Source organism: Rhizobium sp. SEMIA 4085, from assembly GCF_013004495.1.
Taxonomy (GTDB): Bacteria; Pseudomonadota; Alphaproteobacteria; order Rhizobiales; family Rhizobiaceae; genus Rhizobium; species Rhizobium gallicum.
Genome location: NZ_JABEPH010000126.1, coordinates 1 through 14967, shown reverse-complemented (window position 1 = coordinate 14967; position 14967 = coordinate 1). Strand labels below are relative to the sequence as shown.

Genomic DNA, 14967 nt, shown 5'->3' with positions numbered 1-14967 from the left:
CCCCGAGCCGCCCTTGCGACGGAACGCTCTGCCGGCCCACACCGTTCCCGTTCTCGTCAGCCTGGACGCGATGACACGGACGGCTTTTGCGTCCGCCCCTGGCGCAGGCGCATGAACGGGCCGCACGATCTTGGGGGACAGATGGGGTTCGGGCTGGTCGCGCCTGAAAAGGACGAGCCGTATTTCCATGATGAGTGGGAGAAGCGTGCGCTTGGACTGACGCTATCGTGCGGTGCGTTCGGTGCCTGGACGATCGACGAGAGTCGGCATGCGCGCGAGAATATTCCGCCAGCTGATTATCTCTCCACAAGCTATTACGAAATATGGATGCGGGCGCTGGAAGTGCTGCTCGATCGGCATGGATTTGCAACGGCTGCGGAGATCGATGTCGGCCACAAGCAGACTGCCGGAGCGGTGCCGAAACGGGTTCTGAAGGCGGATATGGTCGCGAACGTTCTGGCGCGCGGCGGGCCTTGCGACCGTCCGGTGGAAAGGGCTGCGCGCTTTGCCGTCGGCGAGAAAGTCCGGACAAAGAATTTCAATCCGCAAACGCATACCCGGCTACCGCGCTATGCGCGTGCCAAGAATGGTGTGGTCGAGGCGGTGCAGGGCTCTTTCGTGTTTCCGGACGACAATGCGCATGGCAAGGGCGAGAACCCACAATGGGTCTATACCGTCGTTTTCGATGGCAGGGAGATCTGGGGCGAGGGCGCCGATCCATCGCTGACGGTCTCGATCGATGCCTGGGAGAGCTACCTTGAGCCTTTGTGAAACGATATCGCCGCTTACGCGATCGCCCCAACTGCCGAAATCCGCCGATGGCGAGCCGGTCTTTCCCGAGCCCTGGGCGGCTGCTGCTTTTGCAATGACAGTGCACCTCCATGAACGCGGTCGCTTCACATGGAGCGAGTGGGCGGAGACGCTTTCGGCCGAACTGCACAAGCCTGGCCGGGCGGTGGATGGCAGCGACTACTTTGACTGCTGGGTCGCGGCGCTGTCCGGGCTCCTAGTCAGCAAAGGCATCGCCGATGCCGGCGCCATCCTTTCGCTGCAGGAGAGCTGGCAGCGTGCGGCGCAAGCCACGCCGCACGGAAAGCCGATCGAGCTTTCCAACGATCCGCTGCGCTGATCGTCACGACGGGAACTGTTTGTAGCACTCCTCGGCCACCTGCCGCAGCATATCGCGCGAAATCTCGCCGGTGACGGCATAGCCGAGCTCGCCGTCGATCCAGTAGAATGTCTCGACATCGCCGGCGGAGGCGAAACGGAAGCTCGTCGTCCGGTTCGCCTTGTTGCGGCCGACCAGCGCCGTCAGGCGTTCGCCAGCCTGATTCTCGTACATAAACATCGCGCCCGGCTTTCCATCCACCGGCAGCAGCCGTCCGCCGACGAGCCGGAAGCCGAGGGGCTGTAGATCCGGCACCTTCAGGTTCGGAATAGAAAGCCGCTTGCCGAGCCAGGTCGCCAGATGCGCTTCCTCATTGGCGAAGACTTCGACAGGATGGCGGACCTCGCCTGCATAGACCAGGAAGGCGTTCTGCGCCTCTGCCGGCAGTGTCTCGGAAGCGGCAAGCTGCAGTTCGGGTTGCTGGACGAGCGGAGGGCCATAATGACCCGCAAGGACGCCAAGCGCGAAGAGAGCGACGGCGGCTGCGGCAATGGCCGAACGTCTCGGCCAAACGGAAACGCCATTTTCCGGATCGACCAGCAGGATGTCATTTTCCTTGGATTTTTCGTAAGCCGCGAACGTTGAACGGATCGCCGCATTCTGTGCCTGCCATGCCGTCACCTTGGCAGCGTCCTCGGGATTGTCCTGCAGCCATGCCTCGACACGGGCGCGGGCGTTTTCGGGCAGTTGCCCGTCGGCATAGGCGTGGAGGTCCGCTTCGGGCACGCTCGAGTTGGTCTCGTTCATTTCGGTCTCCGAAGCGTAATCACATTGTCGGCCTTCATTCGGTCTCCAAGCCGCTGACGGGCGCGCGACAGGCGTGACATGACGGTGCCGACTGGTATGTCGAGCGCGGTGGCCACCTCGCTGTAGGTATAGCCTTCGATGACAACCAGCATCAGCACGGCGCGGTTTTCCTCCGACAGGCTGTTCAGCGCGTCTTCCAGCCGCAAGCGCTCTAGCGGATCGGCGGTCGTCTCGGGTGAGGGCATGTCTTCGGCGCTGTCAAGCTCGACCATCATGCTGGGCGGGCTCTGGCGGCGGGTGTTGCGGTAGAGATTGGTCATGATCGTCAGCGCCCAGCCGCGCAGGTTCAAGCCACGCCACTGCGAACGGCGGGCAAGTACTTTCTCGACACAGTCCTGTAGCAGATCCTCGCCGTCGGCGTCGGAGCGGGTAAGGCTTCGCGAATAGCGCCGGAGCGAGGGAAGGAGGGCCAGGATCTGGCCCTCGAATGTTTCGGGTACGGGTGTCTTCACGCCGGTCCACTCAGGGTTTGGCAAGGTCCCAGTTGCCCCCCACGCCATCGCCGGTGATATCGCCCTTCTTGGTATCCTTCACCCAGAAATAGAGCGGCATGCCGTCCTTGGCCCATTGCTTTGTGCCGTCCTTGCGGTCGATGAGGGAATATGCACCATCGGCCTTCGCATCGCCAGCGGCTATCAGCGGCGGCCAGTTCTTGGCGCATTGGTCGTAGCAATTGGAAACGCCTTTCGTGTCCTTCTTGAAGGTATAGAGCGTCATGCCGTTTTCGCCGGCAAGCACCTTGCCCTTGGCGGATTCGACGGTCATGACCGGCGCTGCCGCGAATGCAGCAGTTGCCGCAGCAGATGCGACGGCGAAAGCGATCACGAATTTTACGGATTTCATGTGGGTCTCTCCTCACGTTCGGCAGCTTTTTTGCTTACCGGTGATGAGACACCGGGAGCAGTGATTTTATTCCATGGGGTGTGAGAGATTTTTTGGATGAATGCCGCGTATGGTGCCGTGCCGAGATTGACCCTGCTTGAACCAGAAACACTCGTCGCTTAGATTAGCGGCCATCGTTGATCTCAGCAGGATGTGTGCAGCAATGGATTTCAACCCGATCGCAACGCCAATTCGCCTTGCCACCGGAGAATTTCATGTCCATGCCTGCATTCATCACACTCTCCAATCTGTCGTGGTCCACGCCTGACGGCCGCCCGCTTTTTTCAAGTCTCGATCTAAGCTTCGGCGCGGACCGAACGGGTCTTGTCGGCCGCAACGGCGTTGGCAAGACCACGCTTCTCAAGCTGATCTCAGGCGAACTCCAGCCTTTGTCCGGGACCATTGCGTTAGGCGGCCGCCTGGGCGTGCTCCGCCAAAGGGTCCAGGAGGAAGCCGAAGAAACGGTTGGCGCTCTCTTCGGCGTGACCGAGGCGCTCGCCGTCCTTCGGCGTGCCGAGGCGGGCGAGGCGACCGCTGAAGAGGTTGCATCGGCCGACTGGATGCTGGAAGCCCGCATTGCTTCGGCCCTCGATCGCGCAGGGATCGACGCAGAGCCCGAAACGCACCTTGTTGCACTGTCGGGTGGACAGCGCACGCGGGCAGGGCTTGCAGCGCTGATCTTCTCCGAGCCCGATTTTCTCATCCTGGACGAGCCGACCAACAATCTCGACCGTGAAGGCCGCCAGGCCGTCATCGACCTCATTGCACACTGGCGGGCGGGGGCCATCGTCGTCAGCCATGACCGGGAATTGCTCGAAACCATGGACGCCATCGTCGAAGTGACTTCGCTTGAGGCTACGCGTTACGGCGGCAACTGGAGCCAGTATCAGGAGCGCAAGGCTTTAGAATTGGCTGCCGTGCAGCATGATCTCGCCGATGCCGAGAAGCGTGTGGCCGAGGTTGCCCGCAGCGCCCAAGCAACGGCCGAACGGCAAGCTCGCAGGGATCGTATCGGCCGGAGGAAGGCTGCCAGAGGCGACATGCCGCGTATTGTCGCCGGCGGCTTGAAGGAGCGCAGCGAAGCAACAGGCGGCGATAACGCCCGGCTTGCCGAACGCCGGCGTACCCAGGCGCTCGAAGATGCGGCAGCCGCGCGCGAGAAGATCGAAATCCTGCAGCCCTTTTCAGTGACGCTTCCGCCGGCCGGACTGCCTGCCAACAAGGTCGTCCTGAAGATGGATTCGGTGACGGCGGGCTATCGGCCTGCCGAGCCGGTCCTCAGCGATCTGTCCTTCGGCATCGTTGGACCGGAGCGCATCGCCGTCACCGGCCCGAACGGTTCTGGCAAGACGACATTGCTGGCGCTTGTCACCGCGGAGTTGAAGCCCTGGACCGGGACGGTCTCGGTCATGACCAAATTCGCAATGCTCGATCAGCAAGTGAGCCTTCTCGATGCGTCGCTTTCGATCCGCGAGAACTTTCTGCGGATAAATCCGCGCGCGGTTGAAAATGCTTGTCGCGCGGCGCTTGCCCGGTTCATGTTCAGGGCCGATGCGGCGCTCCGGATCGTATCGACGCTCAGCGGCGGCCAGCTGTTGCGCGCTGGTCTGGCGTGCGTTCTGGGCGGACCGGAACCGCCGTCGCTCCTGATCCTGGACGAGCCGACCAATCATCTCGACCTCGATTCGATCGCTGCGGTCGAGAGCGGATTGCGTGCCTATGACGGCGCGCTGCTGGTCGTCAGTCACGACGAAGTCTTCCTGGAAGCCATTGGGATTACGCGCAGACTGGAATTGCCTACGGCCCGTTTACCAGCTTGAGGATAAGCTGCTGGATGTTGCCGCCTTGGCCCATTTCGACTTTGTCGAAGTCGCGGCCCTGCTGGCGCTGGTATCCGGAGAGTTCGCCCAGGCGTTTTGTCAGCACGACGCGGATCTTGCTGCAGTCCGGATCGTCGGCGGCGGTGAGGCCGAGGCTGTAGGCTTCAATCGCCTTGACCATATGCTTTATGGTTTCGCCGTGCCAGCGCTCGTGGGTCTCGACCCCAGTAATGAAGGTGTCCCAGCTCGCCTTGGTTGCAGGTGGCAGCTGTGTCGTCGGCTTAGGTAGAGTGTAAGTGATAATCAGTTTCGGCCGCGCCACAGTCAGCCTGCAGGACCTGTCCGCCTGCGGCTCGTATTTCCTGGTCCAGGTGAGCTTGAAGGTCGTGTGCGCGATGACGCGTCCGATGCCAGCCTTTGGGCCGTGTTCGCCGATCGATGCGTAGAGCTCGGCGCCGGATCTGCCAGTGATGGTATAGGGCTTGACCTGTTCGACGGCCTGCCATTCCGCGTGGGCGGCAGCAGGTATCGGCAGGGCCGCCATCATTACGCATAACTGAATGCTTCTTCTCACGTGAATCCCTCAAGCAACGGGGCGACACTAAAGGGCGCAAAACCTGCGTTCAAGCGGCTGAAAGCAGGCAATCGCCCGGCAGCAATCTGCGGGCGCACTTTTCCACCTTGCTTCGCGGCTGCGAATCCTGCCAAGTCGCTCCCATGCAATTTGCTCCGCAACAGGACGAAGCCCTGAAGGCCGTTTCGAAATGGCTGAAGGAGGGCCGCTCGCCGCTCTTCCGTCTGTTCGGCTATGCCGGAACGGGCAAGACGACGCTCGCGAAGCATTTTGCGGAGAATGTCGATGGCGACGTGTTGTTTGCCGCCTTTACCGGCAAGGCGGCGCAAGTGTTGCGATCGCGCGGTGCCAGCAATGCCAAGACCATCCATTCGCTGATCTATCGCCCGCGTGGGGAAGAGGCTGTCGAGGACGAGGAAACCGGCAAGACCTCGATGACGCCGATGTTCACCATCAACCGGCAGAGCCCGGTCGCCAAGGCGGCGCTGATCATCGTCGACGAATGCTCGATGGTCGACGAGGCGCTTGGAAAGGACCTGATGAGCTTCGGCACACCGATCCTGGTGCTCGGCGATCCCGGACAGCTGCCGCCGGTTTCGGGCGGCGGCTTCTTTACCAATCAGGAGCCGGATTACCTGCTGACGGACATTCACCGCCAGGCGCGCGACAATCCGATCATTAAGCTTGCGATGCAGGTGCGCGAAGGCAACGAGATCATGTATGGCGACTACGGCACCGCCCAGGTGATCGCCAAGAACGAAGTCAACCAGGCCCTGGTGCTCGATGCAGATCAGGTGCTTGTCGGCACCAACCGCACGCGGCGCCGCTATAACCAGCGCCTGCGGGAGTTGAAGGGCTTTTCGGCGGATTATCCGCAGACGGGCGACAAGCTCGTCTGCCTGCGCAACGACCCCGCCAAGGGGCTGCTCAACGGTTCGCTCTGGCAGGTCATGACGTCATCGAAGGAGACGACGAAGCCGGGCATCAACCTGCTCGTGCGGCCGGAAGACGACGACATGGATCGCGGCGCGGCCAAGATCAAGCTGCTGAAGCAGGTTTTCGAGGATGTCGAAGGCGAAATCCCGTGGAATACGCGCAAGCGCTACGACGAATTCGATTACGGCTATGCGCTCACCGTGCACAAGGCGCAGGGCTCGCAGTGGAACAATGTCGTGCTTTTCGATGAAAGTTGGGCCTTCCGCGATACGCGCGAACGCTGGCTTTACACGGCGATAACGCGCGCGGCGGAGACGCTGACGATCGTGCGGTGAAGCTGCGGAAACGGCGGCGGCCGTTGCCAGAACGTTATACCTTGACGATGCCGAGAAGCACTGCCTTGGTGATCGCCTGAAAGCGGTTGTTTGCTCGGAACTTCAGGATGATGTCAGCTTCGAGCGCCTGTGCTTCGTCATGCTTCAGGTCAAGCGCGCGGGCGATACGCTGCGTCGAGAAGCCTTCGGCCATCAACGAGAGGCAGCGCAGTTCCTCATCCGAAAGGGAGGCTTGATCCTCGTTGTCGTTCAGCGGCGGTATCTCGCTGCTGGCGTCGGGGTCGAGCAAATCGCTCACCTGTTGCAGCTGACGGTGCAGCGTCGACATTTCCGCCGTCAGCTCGCGCTTGCGCACGGCGAGTGCCTCCTGGAAGATTGCCTCTGCTTCCTCCTGCGAGGAGGCACGGCGCAATTCGTCCATCAGTTCCTGAACGACCGCAATCGGCATTCCGGTTTCGCGGCAGACGTTGATGACGGCCATGCGCATCACGTCGTCCTCGCCATAAACGCGCATCAGGCCGATACGGTTTGCCGACAGCAATCCTTTCTCTTCGTAGAAATGCAGCGTCCTGTGCGTGACCCCGAATGCGTTCGCCATCTCGGCGATAGGCACCGGTCCCTCAGGCAAATCCGGCGGCAGTGCGGCAGATGGCAGGAACCGGTATCTGGACCGGCGCTCCGAAGACTTACCGGCGGCGGCACGTTTGGTACCGTCTGGCATGAACCCTCCTGGGGCAAAAGTTGCACCTCATGCGGTTTTGCCAGTTGCTTCGAAGGCGCTGCGGAGTGGTGATTCCTCGAGGCGTTCTTGTCGTCGGGAAGAAGCAGTACGCGGCGTACTTACTCGATACTTATTCTCACGTTATGCGTGAACGTACATTTTTGTAAGTGCTAAAAATAATCGCTTTTAAATAGGATAGCAACGCAGCGCCCGAAAACTTATATCCAACGTAACGTTGGCCGGATAGGGTGCCCGCGGCGGCTGAATTTCTTGCGGCCGAATGGGAAATACTCCTGCCGTAGACCCTTTGCGACCATGCGGTCGTCCATCACAGATTTGCATGCAGTCATATGCGAATCTCGTTGGCCTCGCCGGGCCCATTGGCATAAAAAGCAGCTCACGCTTTTCGCACTGAATGGATCATCGACATGCCGACGACGCTTTCCGTCAATCTCAACGCCATCGCCATGCTTCGCAACAGGCGCGATTTGCCCTGGCCGAGCGTCGAGGCGCTGGGGCGCATCGCCTTGCAGTCGGGGGCCAGCGGGCTGACCGTCCATCCGCGGCCCGACCAGCGGCACATCCGCTTCTCTGACCTGCCGGTGATCCGCAATCTGATCGACGACGAGTTTCCGGAGGCCGAGTTCAATATCGAGGGCTATCCGACGCAGGAATTCCTCGAACTCTGTAAAGGTGCCGCGCCCGAGCAGGTGACCCTCGTGCCTGATGATCCATCGCAGGCGACCTCCGACCACGGCTGGGATTTCCGCAAGCACCAGGCTTTTCTCACGGATGTCGTCGCAAAACTGAAGAAGATGGGTACCCGGGTTTCGCTGTTTGCCGACGGCGACGGCGATGCCGAGGCGGTGAAGATCGCCAAGGCGACGGGGGCGGACCGGATCGAGCTTTATACCGGTCCTTATGGCGGCTGCTACGATGCCCCGGAGCGGGCAAGCCCCATTCTCGAAGCGCTCGGCAAGACGGCGGACGCAGCACTCGCAATCGACCTCGGCGTCAATGCCGGCCACGACCTGACCGTCGCCAACCTGCCGCCGCTTGTGAAGCGCATCCCGACGCTTGCGGAAGTTTCGATCGGTCACGGCCTGACGGCGGATGCACTGGAATACGGCATGGCGCAAACCGTGCGGCGGTTCTGCCGTGCGTGCGGGCAGAAGATATGAAGTGCTTCTTCTTTCGAACGGGGGGCGCGCAACGAGAGTGCAGAGGGTCTCGACGTCTCATCTCCTCATCTCTGTCCTCGGGTGAGACCCGAGAATTGTCACAGAGATCCAGCTACGGCGCGTCTTCGCGGCGAATGACTCATTTATACCTTGAAGGGAGTGTCCTGCGCTCCGCTCGATTCCTGTGAAAGGCACGCGAATGAGAAAAGGGAGGGCAGGGCAAGACAGCGGCGTCCTGTTTGCCGCTCCTGGCTGCGATTGAAGTGCCAGGAGATGCCCGCCTTGCCCTCCTCATCAACTCTTGATGAGGCAGAAACCGACGCTTACGTCAGCAGAGCCGCCTTGTTTGCAACGAAGAAGTCGTCGAGCTTCTGCGTCTGCTTGCCGGTCAGCGCCCTGAAGTCGTCTGTGAGGAGGTCGAAGTTGCCGGCGCGGATGTTGGCGTCGGCTGAGACCAGCATGTCGGCGACAAAATCGGGAAGGCCTGCGCCGCGCATGCTCTGGCCGAGTTGCTCGTCGCTGACCTTGACGGCCTGCAAAGGCTTTCCGACAGCAGCCGCGATGCCGGCGGCGATCTCGTCGGCGGTCAGCGATTGGCTGCCCGTCAGCGTGTAGGTCGCGCTCTCACCCGTTGCGGAGGCGAGGGCGGCGGCAATTGCCAATGCGCAGTCTTCGCGCGAGATATTGGAAACCTTGCCGTCGCCGCTTGCCGTGTACCAGCTGCCGGACTGCAGGTTATGCGGCATGCCGTGTAGATAGTTGTCGAAATACCAGGCGTTGCGGATGATCGTGTAGGGAACGCCGGCAGCCTTGATGGCGTTCTCGGTGCCGAGGTGATCCGGTGCGAAAGTGACGAGCGACTTGTCCGGCGAGGGCATCGAGGTATAGGCGATGTGCTTCACGCCGGCTTTTGCCGCAGCCTCCACGGCGGCCTTGTGCTGCGTCAGACGCTGGCCGGGGACGGCCAGCGCGTCGGTGCTGATGATCAGCAGGCGATCGACGCCCCTGAAAGCGGCTTCGAGGCTTGCCGCATCGTCGAAATCGGCCTTGCGGGTGGCCACGCCTTTGGCGGCGAGCGACGCGAGTTTCGCCGGGTCGCGGGTGGCGGCGATGATGCTTCCGGCCGGAACCTTGTAGGTTTCGAGCAGGTGATGAATGACGCGCCGGCCAAGCTGGCCGGCCGCGCCGGTGACGAGAATCGTTTCGCTCATAGGTCTTCCTCTATATGGTCTCAAAAAGAGAGCAGCTCTAGAATAGGAATTGACTTCGAGCTGTAAAGAAGGCAGTTTTTCCGCTCTACGTTACCAAAAGGGAACCATCCCATATGAGCGCTGTCCTCAATCTAAAGAGCAAGCCCGCCCCCGGCATCCGCCGGGAGATCGATCTGGGGAGTCTCGATTTCAGCAATTGTCCAGTCCGGGACATGATGCAGCAGATCGGCGGCAAGTGGTCGACGCTGCTTTTGGAAGCGCTTGCCGCGCGGCCATACCGTTTCGGCGAGCTGCGGCGGAAGATACCGGATATCTCGCAGAGGATGCTGACGCAGACGCTGCGCGACCTGCAGCGCGAAGGCTATATCGAGCGGGAGGTGTTTCCGACGAAGCCGCCAAGCGTCGAATACCGGGTCACCGAACTCGGGCGCTCGCTTTACGCCACGCTGGCGCTGCTTTTGAACTGGGCGGAAGCAAATCATGACGCCGTTCGCGACGCTCGCGCCCGCTTCGACACTGCTGAAGGTTGAGGCGCAGCTTACTTTCCGCGCCCCTCGGTGAGGAAGAGCAGGAAGGCGAAAGCCGGAAAACAGAAGCCGATCCAGGCTGTCATCGTCCATCCACCTGCCGCATAGGCCCAGCCGCCGAGCGCGGAGCCGAGAGCGCCGCCGGCAAAAAAGGTCGCCATGTAAAGACCGTTCAGCCGGCTTCGGTGGTCGGCGCTGATCGCATAGATCGCGCGCTGGCCGCAGACCAGATTGGTCGTCACGCCGAAATCCAGAAGGATCGCGGCTGCCGTCAAAAGGACAAGCGCGGTCGGCGAGCCGTCGGCTGCGAAATGGCTGATGACGAAGGACACCATGCCGATGAGCATGGCAAAGGCAGAAGCGATCTGCGTCAACCCACGATCGGCCAGGCGTCCGGCAATCGGCGAGGCGACGGCACCGGCAGCGCCGGCAAGCGCGAAGAGCGCGATACCGTTCTGGGTTAGGCCGAAAGCCGGGCTTGCAAGTAAAAGCGGCGTCGTCGTCCAGAACAGGCTGAAGGCACCGAACATTCCGGCCTGATAGAGCGCGCGGCGCTGCAGGATGCGGGAGGTCATCGCAAGGTGTAGCATCGAGGCAAGCAATGCGCCGTAGCCGAGCTTCGTGTGCGGGATGCGAACCGGCAGCTTTGCGCGCAGGATGAGGACCAGCCCGACCATGACGACTGCGGTGATGTAGTAGACCATGTGCCACGACGAGGCTTCGGCGATGAAGCTCGCAAAGGGACGGGCCAGCATGATGCCGCAGAGAAGGCCGCTCATGACGTTGCCGACGACACGGCCGCGCATCGCATCCGGCGCCATATGGGCGGCGAAAGGCACCAGAACCTGCACCGCGACCGAAGAGAGGCCGATACAGAGCGAGGCCAGCAGGAACAGGGCGGGCGTTGAGGAGAGTGCTGCGCCGATGAGCGCGACTGCCGATACTAGGATCAGCATCAGCACGAGGCGGCGGTTTTCGAGCAGGTCGCCGAGCGGCACGATGAGGAGCAGGCCGAAACCGTAGCCGATCTGCGTCAGCGTCACGATCAGGCCCGTGGCTGCCGGCGTGAATCCGAGATCGGCACTGATCGGGCCGGCCAGTGGCTGGCCGTAATAGAGGTTGGCGGCGACGAGGCCGCAGGCGGCCGCGAAAAGGAATGTCATAAAAGGCGAGATCGCCCGGGGTATAGCGGCCTCGTTCGTTGCAGTTGAAATACTCATGAAAAACTCCGGTATGCTGATCTGGGGGAGGATCGGTCTTGAAGTCGTTCTGCGCCACCCGCTTGTTGCGGGCGAAGCGCTGTCAGTCGAGAAGTTTTATGGCGGCGTCCGCCACGGCGGTCATGTCGTCCTCTCGGCGGCCCGTCTTGCCGGCGACGCGCATGCCCTTCGTCAGGCAGAGCAGGGCGCGGGCAGCCGTTACAGCGTCCAGCATTTTTGGGATCGAGCCGTCGCACTGGCCGAGCCGGATGAGGTTCAGCAGCAAGTCTTCGTTGGCGGCAAAAGCAGCCGCGACGCGCTCCGCGGCCTCCTCGTCGAAGATCGCAAGCTCGTTGGCGCTACCGACGACGAGGCAGCCGCGCCGGCCGATGTCGCCATGCGATGACGCAGCGTAAAAGCGCAGGATTTCACGGATTTTGTCACGGCCGGTCTCGACCCTGCCCAAGCGCTCATCAAGCAGGCCGCGGCGCACGGCGCGGTACCGGTCAAAGGCGGCAAGAAAGATGCCGCGCTTGTCCTTGAAGGCCTTGTAGACGCTGCCGGAGGTAAGCTCCATCGCGTCCGTCAATTCGCTGATCGAGGCTGCGTGGTAGCCCCGCTCGGAAAAGACGCAGAGCGCCTTGTCGAGCGCTGCGTCCATGTCGAATTCGCGCGGCCTGCCGCGGGTTCGGCTTTTGTCATCGAGAGTTGCCGTCGTCATGGCTCACGTAATTAGGAAATGATCGTTTCCAAATCAAGCGAAACTTTTGCGGCACGACAGCATCAGAGGTCGAGAACCCAGGTCTGGCCGTTTTCCTCTGGCCCGAACATGCGGTGTCTCTCTTCGGAGACAAGACGGAAACCGGCTTTGACATAGATGCTGCGTGCGGCGTGCAGAACGTCGTTGGTCCAGAGCGATGTCTGGCGGTAACCTTTCGCCCGCGCGAAGCGAATGCACTCGTCGACCAGCGTCTTGCCGAGACCAAGCCCCCGCGCGGCCTCCTCGACATAGAGGAGGCGGAGCTTGGCAACGCCGTCGCCACCGTTCGTCACAAGAATAGACCCGACGTTGATGCCATTGCGCTCGGCGATCCAGCAATATTCCATCGCCGGATCGAAGGTCGCCAGGAACTTGCCGGCGACCTCGGCCACCAGGCCCTCGAAGCGCATGTCCCAGCCATATTCCTCGGCATAGGCCTTGCCCTGGCTCGGCCCGGACCAGCCGATATCGCCGGGTCTATGTGCGCGGCTGACCGCAGGGGACCGTTTGACGCCCGGGTCGAGCAGCGAGCGGATGGTCTGCATCGCGTTGACGACGATTTGCGACTCGCCAAGGGCAAGCGCATCGAAACGTTCGGCGATCTGCACGTTCGAGCGGCGGCCGAGTTCCTGCAATTGCTCGCCTCCCTTGCCGGTGACCGTGATGATCTGGCTGCGCAGATCGGCGGGATCGGCCTTCGTCTCGATGAGACCGTCGCTGCGGAAGCGCTTCAAAATGCGGCTGAGATAGGCGGGATCGAGATGCAGGTCGCGGACGAGCGCGACGGCGCTGATTCCGTCATGCGCGCCGATTTCGAACAGCACCCGTGCGTCCGTCAGGGTGAACGGCGAGTCGAGATAGGCTTTGTTCAGCACGCCGAGGAAGTTGGTGTAGAAGCGATTGAAGTCGCGGGCGGCATCGATAAGGGAGGAATCGGGCATGGACAAAATCTCCTGATAGGAGACCTTGTCCTGCAATTGATTGACTCAGTCAAGTAAGCTGCATGTTATGCAGCCTCTGTTTCATCGCTCCGCTCCTTGCCGATTGAAAAATCGACGGCCGCCCTTGCATGGATCGCCGTGGTGTCGAAGCCGGGCAGAGGCAGCTTGCCGGGGTCCAGGATGAGGCAGATCTCGGTGCAGCCTAGAATGATGCTGTCGGCGCCTTTGGCGCGTTCGCGTTCGATGATGTCCATCAGCTTCGTCCGCGAACTGTCGAGCACCTTTCCGGCGCAAAGTTCGTTGAAGATGATGTCGTGAACGACAGTGCGGTCGGCTGCATCCGGGACCGTCACGTCGACGCCCACGCCCTTCATGCGGTCGGCGTAAAAGCCATGCTCCATCGTGTAGCGGGTTGCGAGCAGCAGCGGACGCTTGCGCCCGGCCGCCTTGAGCGACTTCGCCGTCTCGTCGATGATATGGATCAGCGGAACCGAGAGGCGCGATGCCACCTGATCGGCGATCAGGTGCATGGTATTGGTGCAGATGAGTACGCAGCGGACGCCGGCGGTCTGCAGGCGAAGCGCTACATCGCCGAGGCGTGCTGCAGCGCCGTCCCAGTCGCCGGCCTTCTGCATGGTGACGATCTCTTCGAAATTGACGGAATGCATGACGAGTTCGGCCGATGCGAGACCGCCAAGGCGTTCGCGGACCATCTCGTTCACCAGACGATAATAGATCGCCGAGCTTTCAAAGCTCATGCCGCCGATCAGGCCGATTGTCTGCATTTCCACGCTCCTGCTTTTTGATTTCTGAGGCCGAAAGGATGCCTCAGTCGCTGCGCCGAATATTTGCATTCTTTGACGTTGATTGCAGTGACGAGCTATCAGTTTGCGCAATATTTTGGTAATGTGCAAAAAATCAGCGTCAATTAAAGAGATGGCAATGCTTGACGATCGCGATAGAAAGATTCTCGACCTTCTCCAGGCCGATGCCGGCATTTCCGTCAGCGATCTTGCCGAGCGCGTCGCGCTTTCGGTTTCGGCCTGTTCACGCCGCATCCAGCGCCTTGAGGAAAGCGGCCACATTGCCCGACGCATCGTTGTGCTCGACCGCAAAAGGATGGGCGTGCCGACCACCGTCTTTGCGCTGATCAAGACGGCGCATCATTCCGACGAATGGATTGAGACGTTCCGCAGGGCGATCAGCGGCATTCCGGAGATCGTCGAGGCCCATCGGCTCACGGGCAATCAGGATTACATCCTGAAGATCGTGCTGCCGCGCGTCGAACATTACGACGTCATCTACAAGCAGATCGTCCGCAAGATCGAGCTGTTCGACGTCTCGGCTTCGATTTCCATGGAGATATTGAAAAGCGGCAGCGCGATCCCGGTCGGCTATGCCGATTAAGATCGCACGGCAGCTATGTTGAAGGGGCCGTTGAAACCTGCCTGCAAAGGGCGACATTTGCGTCAGCAAACAGCAAACAGCAAACAGCAAACAGCAAACAGCAAAAAGGCTATGTCATGAGCGATCATCGGATCGTCGTTGTCGGCGGGGGTTTCGGCGGGCTACAACTCGTCAACGGGCTCAAGGGTACCGGGGCCAAGATCACACTGGTCGATCGTCGCAACCACCATCTCTTCCAGCCGCTGCTCTATCAGGTCGCGACGACGATCCTATCGACATCGGAGATCGCCTGGCCGATCCGTCATCTCTACAGCAACAGGCCGGATGTTACGACGCTGCTCGGCGAAGTCACCGGCGTCGACACCGCGGCAAAGCAAGTGACATTACGCAGCGGCTTGACGTTAAGTTATGATACGCTCGTTCTGGCCACCGGCGCAACGCATGCCCATTTCGGGCGCGACGGAGGGGCGCCCGGTGCGCCAGGCCGCAAAACGCTGG

The 14967-nt window shown here is 61.3% G+C and carries 18 protein-coding genes; 8 read left to right on the top strand and 10 right to left on the bottom strand.

Annotated features, from left to right (window positions below; genetic code table 11):
- Positions 1-111 precede the first annotated feature (111 nt).
- Both nthB and C9413_RS14670 read left to right on the top strand, forming a co-directional pair.
- Positions 112-771, top strand: coding sequence for a nitrile hydratase subunit beta (nthB, locus tag C9413_RS14675; protein ID WP_039845294.1), 660 nt, complete (start codon positions 112-114; stop codon positions 769-771).
- Positions 758-1129 (top strand): nitrile hydratase accessory protein, encoded by a 372-nt coding sequence (locus C9413_RS14670; protein ID WP_039845293.1) that lies wholly within the window; start codon positions 758-760, stop codon positions 1127-1129. The genes nthB and C9413_RS14670 overlap by 14 nt, the downstream gene beginning before the upstream one ends.
- A 3-nt stretch (positions 1130-1132) precedes the next feature.
- Here C9413_RS14670 and C9413_RS14665 read toward each other — a convergent pair whose 3' ends face one another.
- From C9413_RS14665 to C9413_RS14655, 3 genes are read right to left on the bottom strand one after another with little or no spacing between them, the layout of a single operon-like run.
- Positions 1133-1915 carry an anti-sigma factor gene (locus tag C9413_RS14665; RefSeq protein WP_039845292.1) on the bottom strand — a complete coding sequence of 261 codons (783 nt, stop codon included), beginning with the start codon at positions 1913-1915 and terminating at the stop codon, positions 1133-1135.
- Entirely contained in the window at positions 1912-2427 is a 516-nt protein-coding gene (locus tag C9413_RS14660) for an RNA polymerase sigma factor (protein ID WP_039845291.1), read from the bottom strand. The genes C9413_RS14665 and C9413_RS14660 overlap by 4 nt, the downstream gene beginning before the upstream one ends.
- A gap of 10 nt (positions 2428-2437) precedes the next feature.
- Positions 2438-2818, bottom strand: coding sequence for a lipoprotein (locus C9413_RS14655; RefSeq protein WP_039845290.1), 381 nt, complete (start codon positions 2816-2818; stop codon positions 2438-2440).
- Positions 2819-3078: 260 nt separating this feature from the next.
- Here C9413_RS14655 and C9413_RS14650 point away from each other — a divergent pair, with 260 nt between their 5' ends.
- Positions 3079-4677, top strand: a complete 1599-nt coding sequence (locus tag C9413_RS14650; protein WP_039845289.1) for an ABC-F family ATP-binding cassette domain-containing protein — start codon at positions 3079-3081, stop codon at positions 4675-4677.
- On the opposite strand, the gene C9413_RS14645 is transcribed toward C9413_RS14650, so the two are convergent.
- On the bottom strand, positions 4655-5224 hold the full coding sequence (locus C9413_RS14645; protein WP_223844013.1) for a DUF922 domain-containing protein: 570 nt from the start codon (positions 5222-5224) through the stop codon (positions 4655-4657). The two genes, C9413_RS14650 and C9413_RS14645, sit on opposite strands and share 23 nt — an antisense overlap.
- Before the next feature lie 170 nt (positions 5225-5394).
- Between C9413_RS14645 and C9413_RS14640 the strand changes: the two genes are divergently transcribed.
- Entirely contained in the window at positions 5395-6522 is a 1128-nt protein-coding gene (locus tag C9413_RS14640) for an ATP-dependent RecD-like DNA helicase (RefSeq protein WP_039845288.1), read from the top strand.
- Positions 6523-6556: 34 nt separating this feature from the next.
- Here the strand turns inward: C9413_RS14640 and C9413_RS14635 are convergent, their stop codons facing one another.
- Positions 6557-7243, bottom strand: coding sequence for a MerR family transcriptional regulator (locus C9413_RS14635; protein WP_039845287.1), 687 nt, complete (start codon positions 7241-7243; stop codon positions 6557-6559).
- A gap of 428 nt (positions 7244-7671) precedes the next feature.
- Here C9413_RS14635 and C9413_RS14630 point away from each other — a divergent pair, with 428 nt between their 5' ends.
- The gene (locus C9413_RS14630) at positions 7672-8424 is read left to right on the top strand and encodes a pyridoxine 5'-phosphate synthase (RefSeq protein ID WP_039845286.1); all 753 of its coding nucleotides are present in this window, start codon (positions 7672-7674) and stop codon (positions 8422-8424) included.
- A 323-nt stretch (positions 8425-8747) separates the two neighbouring features.
- Here C9413_RS14630 and C9413_RS14625 read toward each other — a convergent pair whose 3' ends face one another.
- The gene (locus tag C9413_RS14625; protein WP_039845285.1) at positions 8748-9635 is read right to left on the bottom strand and encodes an SDR family oxidoreductase; all 888 of its coding nucleotides are present in this window, start codon (positions 9633-9635) and stop codon (positions 8748-8750) included.
- Between the two features lie 113 nt (positions 9636-9748).
- On the opposite strand from C9413_RS14625, the gene C9413_RS14620 reads away from it, so the two are divergent.
- The gene (locus C9413_RS14620) at positions 9749-10165 is read left to right on the top strand and encodes a helix-turn-helix domain-containing protein (protein WP_039845284.1); all 417 of its coding nucleotides are present in this window, start codon (positions 9749-9751) and stop codon (positions 10163-10165) included.
- A gap of 8 nt (positions 10166-10173) precedes the next feature.
- Here C9413_RS14620 and C9413_RS14615 read toward each other — a convergent pair whose 3' ends face one another.
- The 4 genes from C9413_RS14615 to C9413_RS14600 form a co-directional block, all read right to left on the bottom strand.
- Positions 10174-11382, bottom strand: a complete 1209-nt coding sequence (locus C9413_RS14615) for an MFS transporter (RefSeq protein ID WP_039845283.1) — start codon at positions 11380-11382, stop codon at positions 10174-10176.
- A gap of 82 nt (positions 11383-11464) precedes the next feature.
- The gene (locus C9413_RS14610; protein WP_039845282.1) at positions 11465-12082 is read right to left on the bottom strand and encodes a TetR/AcrR family transcriptional regulator; all 618 of its coding nucleotides are present in this window, start codon (positions 12080-12082) and stop codon (positions 11465-11467) included.
- A 62-nt stretch (positions 12083-12144) separates the two neighbouring features.
- Positions 12145-13062 carry a helix-turn-helix domain-containing GNAT family N-acetyltransferase gene (locus tag C9413_RS14605; protein ID WP_170250590.1) on the bottom strand — a complete coding sequence of 306 codons (918 nt, stop codon included), beginning with the start codon at positions 13060-13062 and terminating at the stop codon, positions 12145-12147.
- 65 nt (positions 13063-13127) lie between these two features.
- A complete protein-coding gene (locus C9413_RS14600) occupies positions 13128-13847 on the bottom strand; it encodes an aspartate/glutamate racemase family protein (protein ID WP_039845281.1) in 720 nt (239 codons plus the stop codon).
- 157 nt (positions 13848-14004) lie between these two features.
- Between C9413_RS14600 and C9413_RS14595 the strand changes: the two genes are divergently transcribed.
- Together C9413_RS14595 and C9413_RS14590 are read left to right on the top strand one after the other, a co-directional pair.
- Complete coding sequence (locus C9413_RS14595; protein WP_039846822.1) at positions 14005-14469, top strand: Lrp/AsnC family transcriptional regulator; 465 nt, start codon at positions 14005-14007, stop codon at positions 14467-14469.
- 116 nt (positions 14470-14585) lie between these two features.
- Positions 14586-14967: FAD-dependent oxidoreductase (locus tag C9413_RS14590; protein ID WP_170250589.1), on the top strand; the 382-nt coding region annotated here is incomplete at its 3' end.

Bases quoted from the DNA above. Each gene is read 5' to 3' on its own strand.
- C9413_RS14655 (WP_039845290.1), bottom strand. From the start codon at position 2,818: ATGAAATCCGTAAAATTCGTGATCGCTTTCGCCGTCGCATCTGCTGCG.
- C9413_RS14665 (WP_039845292.1), bottom strand. From the start codon at position 1,915: ATGAACGAGACCAACTCGAGCGTGCCCGAAGCGGACCTCCACGCCTAT.
- C9413_RS14600 (WP_039845281.1), bottom strand. From the start codon at position 13,847: ATGCAGACAATCGGCCTGATCGGCGGCATGAGCTTTGAAAGCTCGGCG.
- C9413_RS14635 (WP_039845287.1), bottom strand. From the start codon at position 7,243: ATGCCAGACGGTACCAAACGTGCCGCCGCCGGTAAGTCTTCGGAGCGC.
- nthB (WP_039845294.1), top strand. From the start codon at position 112: ATGAACGGGCCGCACGATCTTGGGGGACAGATGGGGTTCGGGCTGGTC.
- C9413_RS14595 (WP_039846822.1), top strand. From the start codon at position 14,005: ATGCTTGACGATCGCGATAGAAAGATTCTCGACCTTCTCCAGGCCGAT.
- C9413_RS14605 (WP_170250590.1), bottom strand. From the start codon at position 13,062: ATGCCCGATTCCTCCCTTATCGATGCCGCCCGCGACTTCAATCGCTTC.
- C9413_RS14630 (WP_039845286.1), top strand. From the start codon at position 7,672: ATGCCGACGACGCTTTCCGTCAATCTCAACGCCATCGCCATGCTTCGC.
- C9413_RS14645 (WP_223844013.1), bottom strand. From the start codon at position 5,224: ATGATGGCGGCCCTGCCGATACCTGCTGCCGCCCACGCGGAATGGCAG.
- C9413_RS14620 (WP_039845284.1), top strand. From the start codon at position 9,749: ATGAGCGCTGTCCTCAATCTAAAGAGCAAGCCCGCCCCCGGCATCCGC.
- C9413_RS14650 (WP_039845289.1), top strand. From the start codon at position 3,079: ATGCCTGCATTCATCACACTCTCCAATCTGTCGTGGTCCACGCCTGAC.
- C9413_RS14640 (WP_039845288.1), top strand. From the start codon at position 5,395: ATGCAATTTGCTCCGCAACAGGACGAAGCCCTGAAGGCCGTTTCGAAA.
- C9413_RS14625 (WP_039845285.1), bottom strand. From the start codon at position 9,635: ATGAGCGAAACGATTCTCGTCACCGGCGCGGCCGGCCAGCTTGGCCGG.
- C9413_RS14615 (WP_039845283.1), bottom strand. From the start codon at position 11,382: ATGAGTATTTCAACTGCAACGAACGAGGCCGCTATACCCCGGGCGATC.
- C9413_RS14610 (WP_039845282.1), bottom strand. From the start codon at position 12,082: ATGACGACGGCAACTCTCGATGACAAAAGCCGAACCCGCGGCAGGCCG.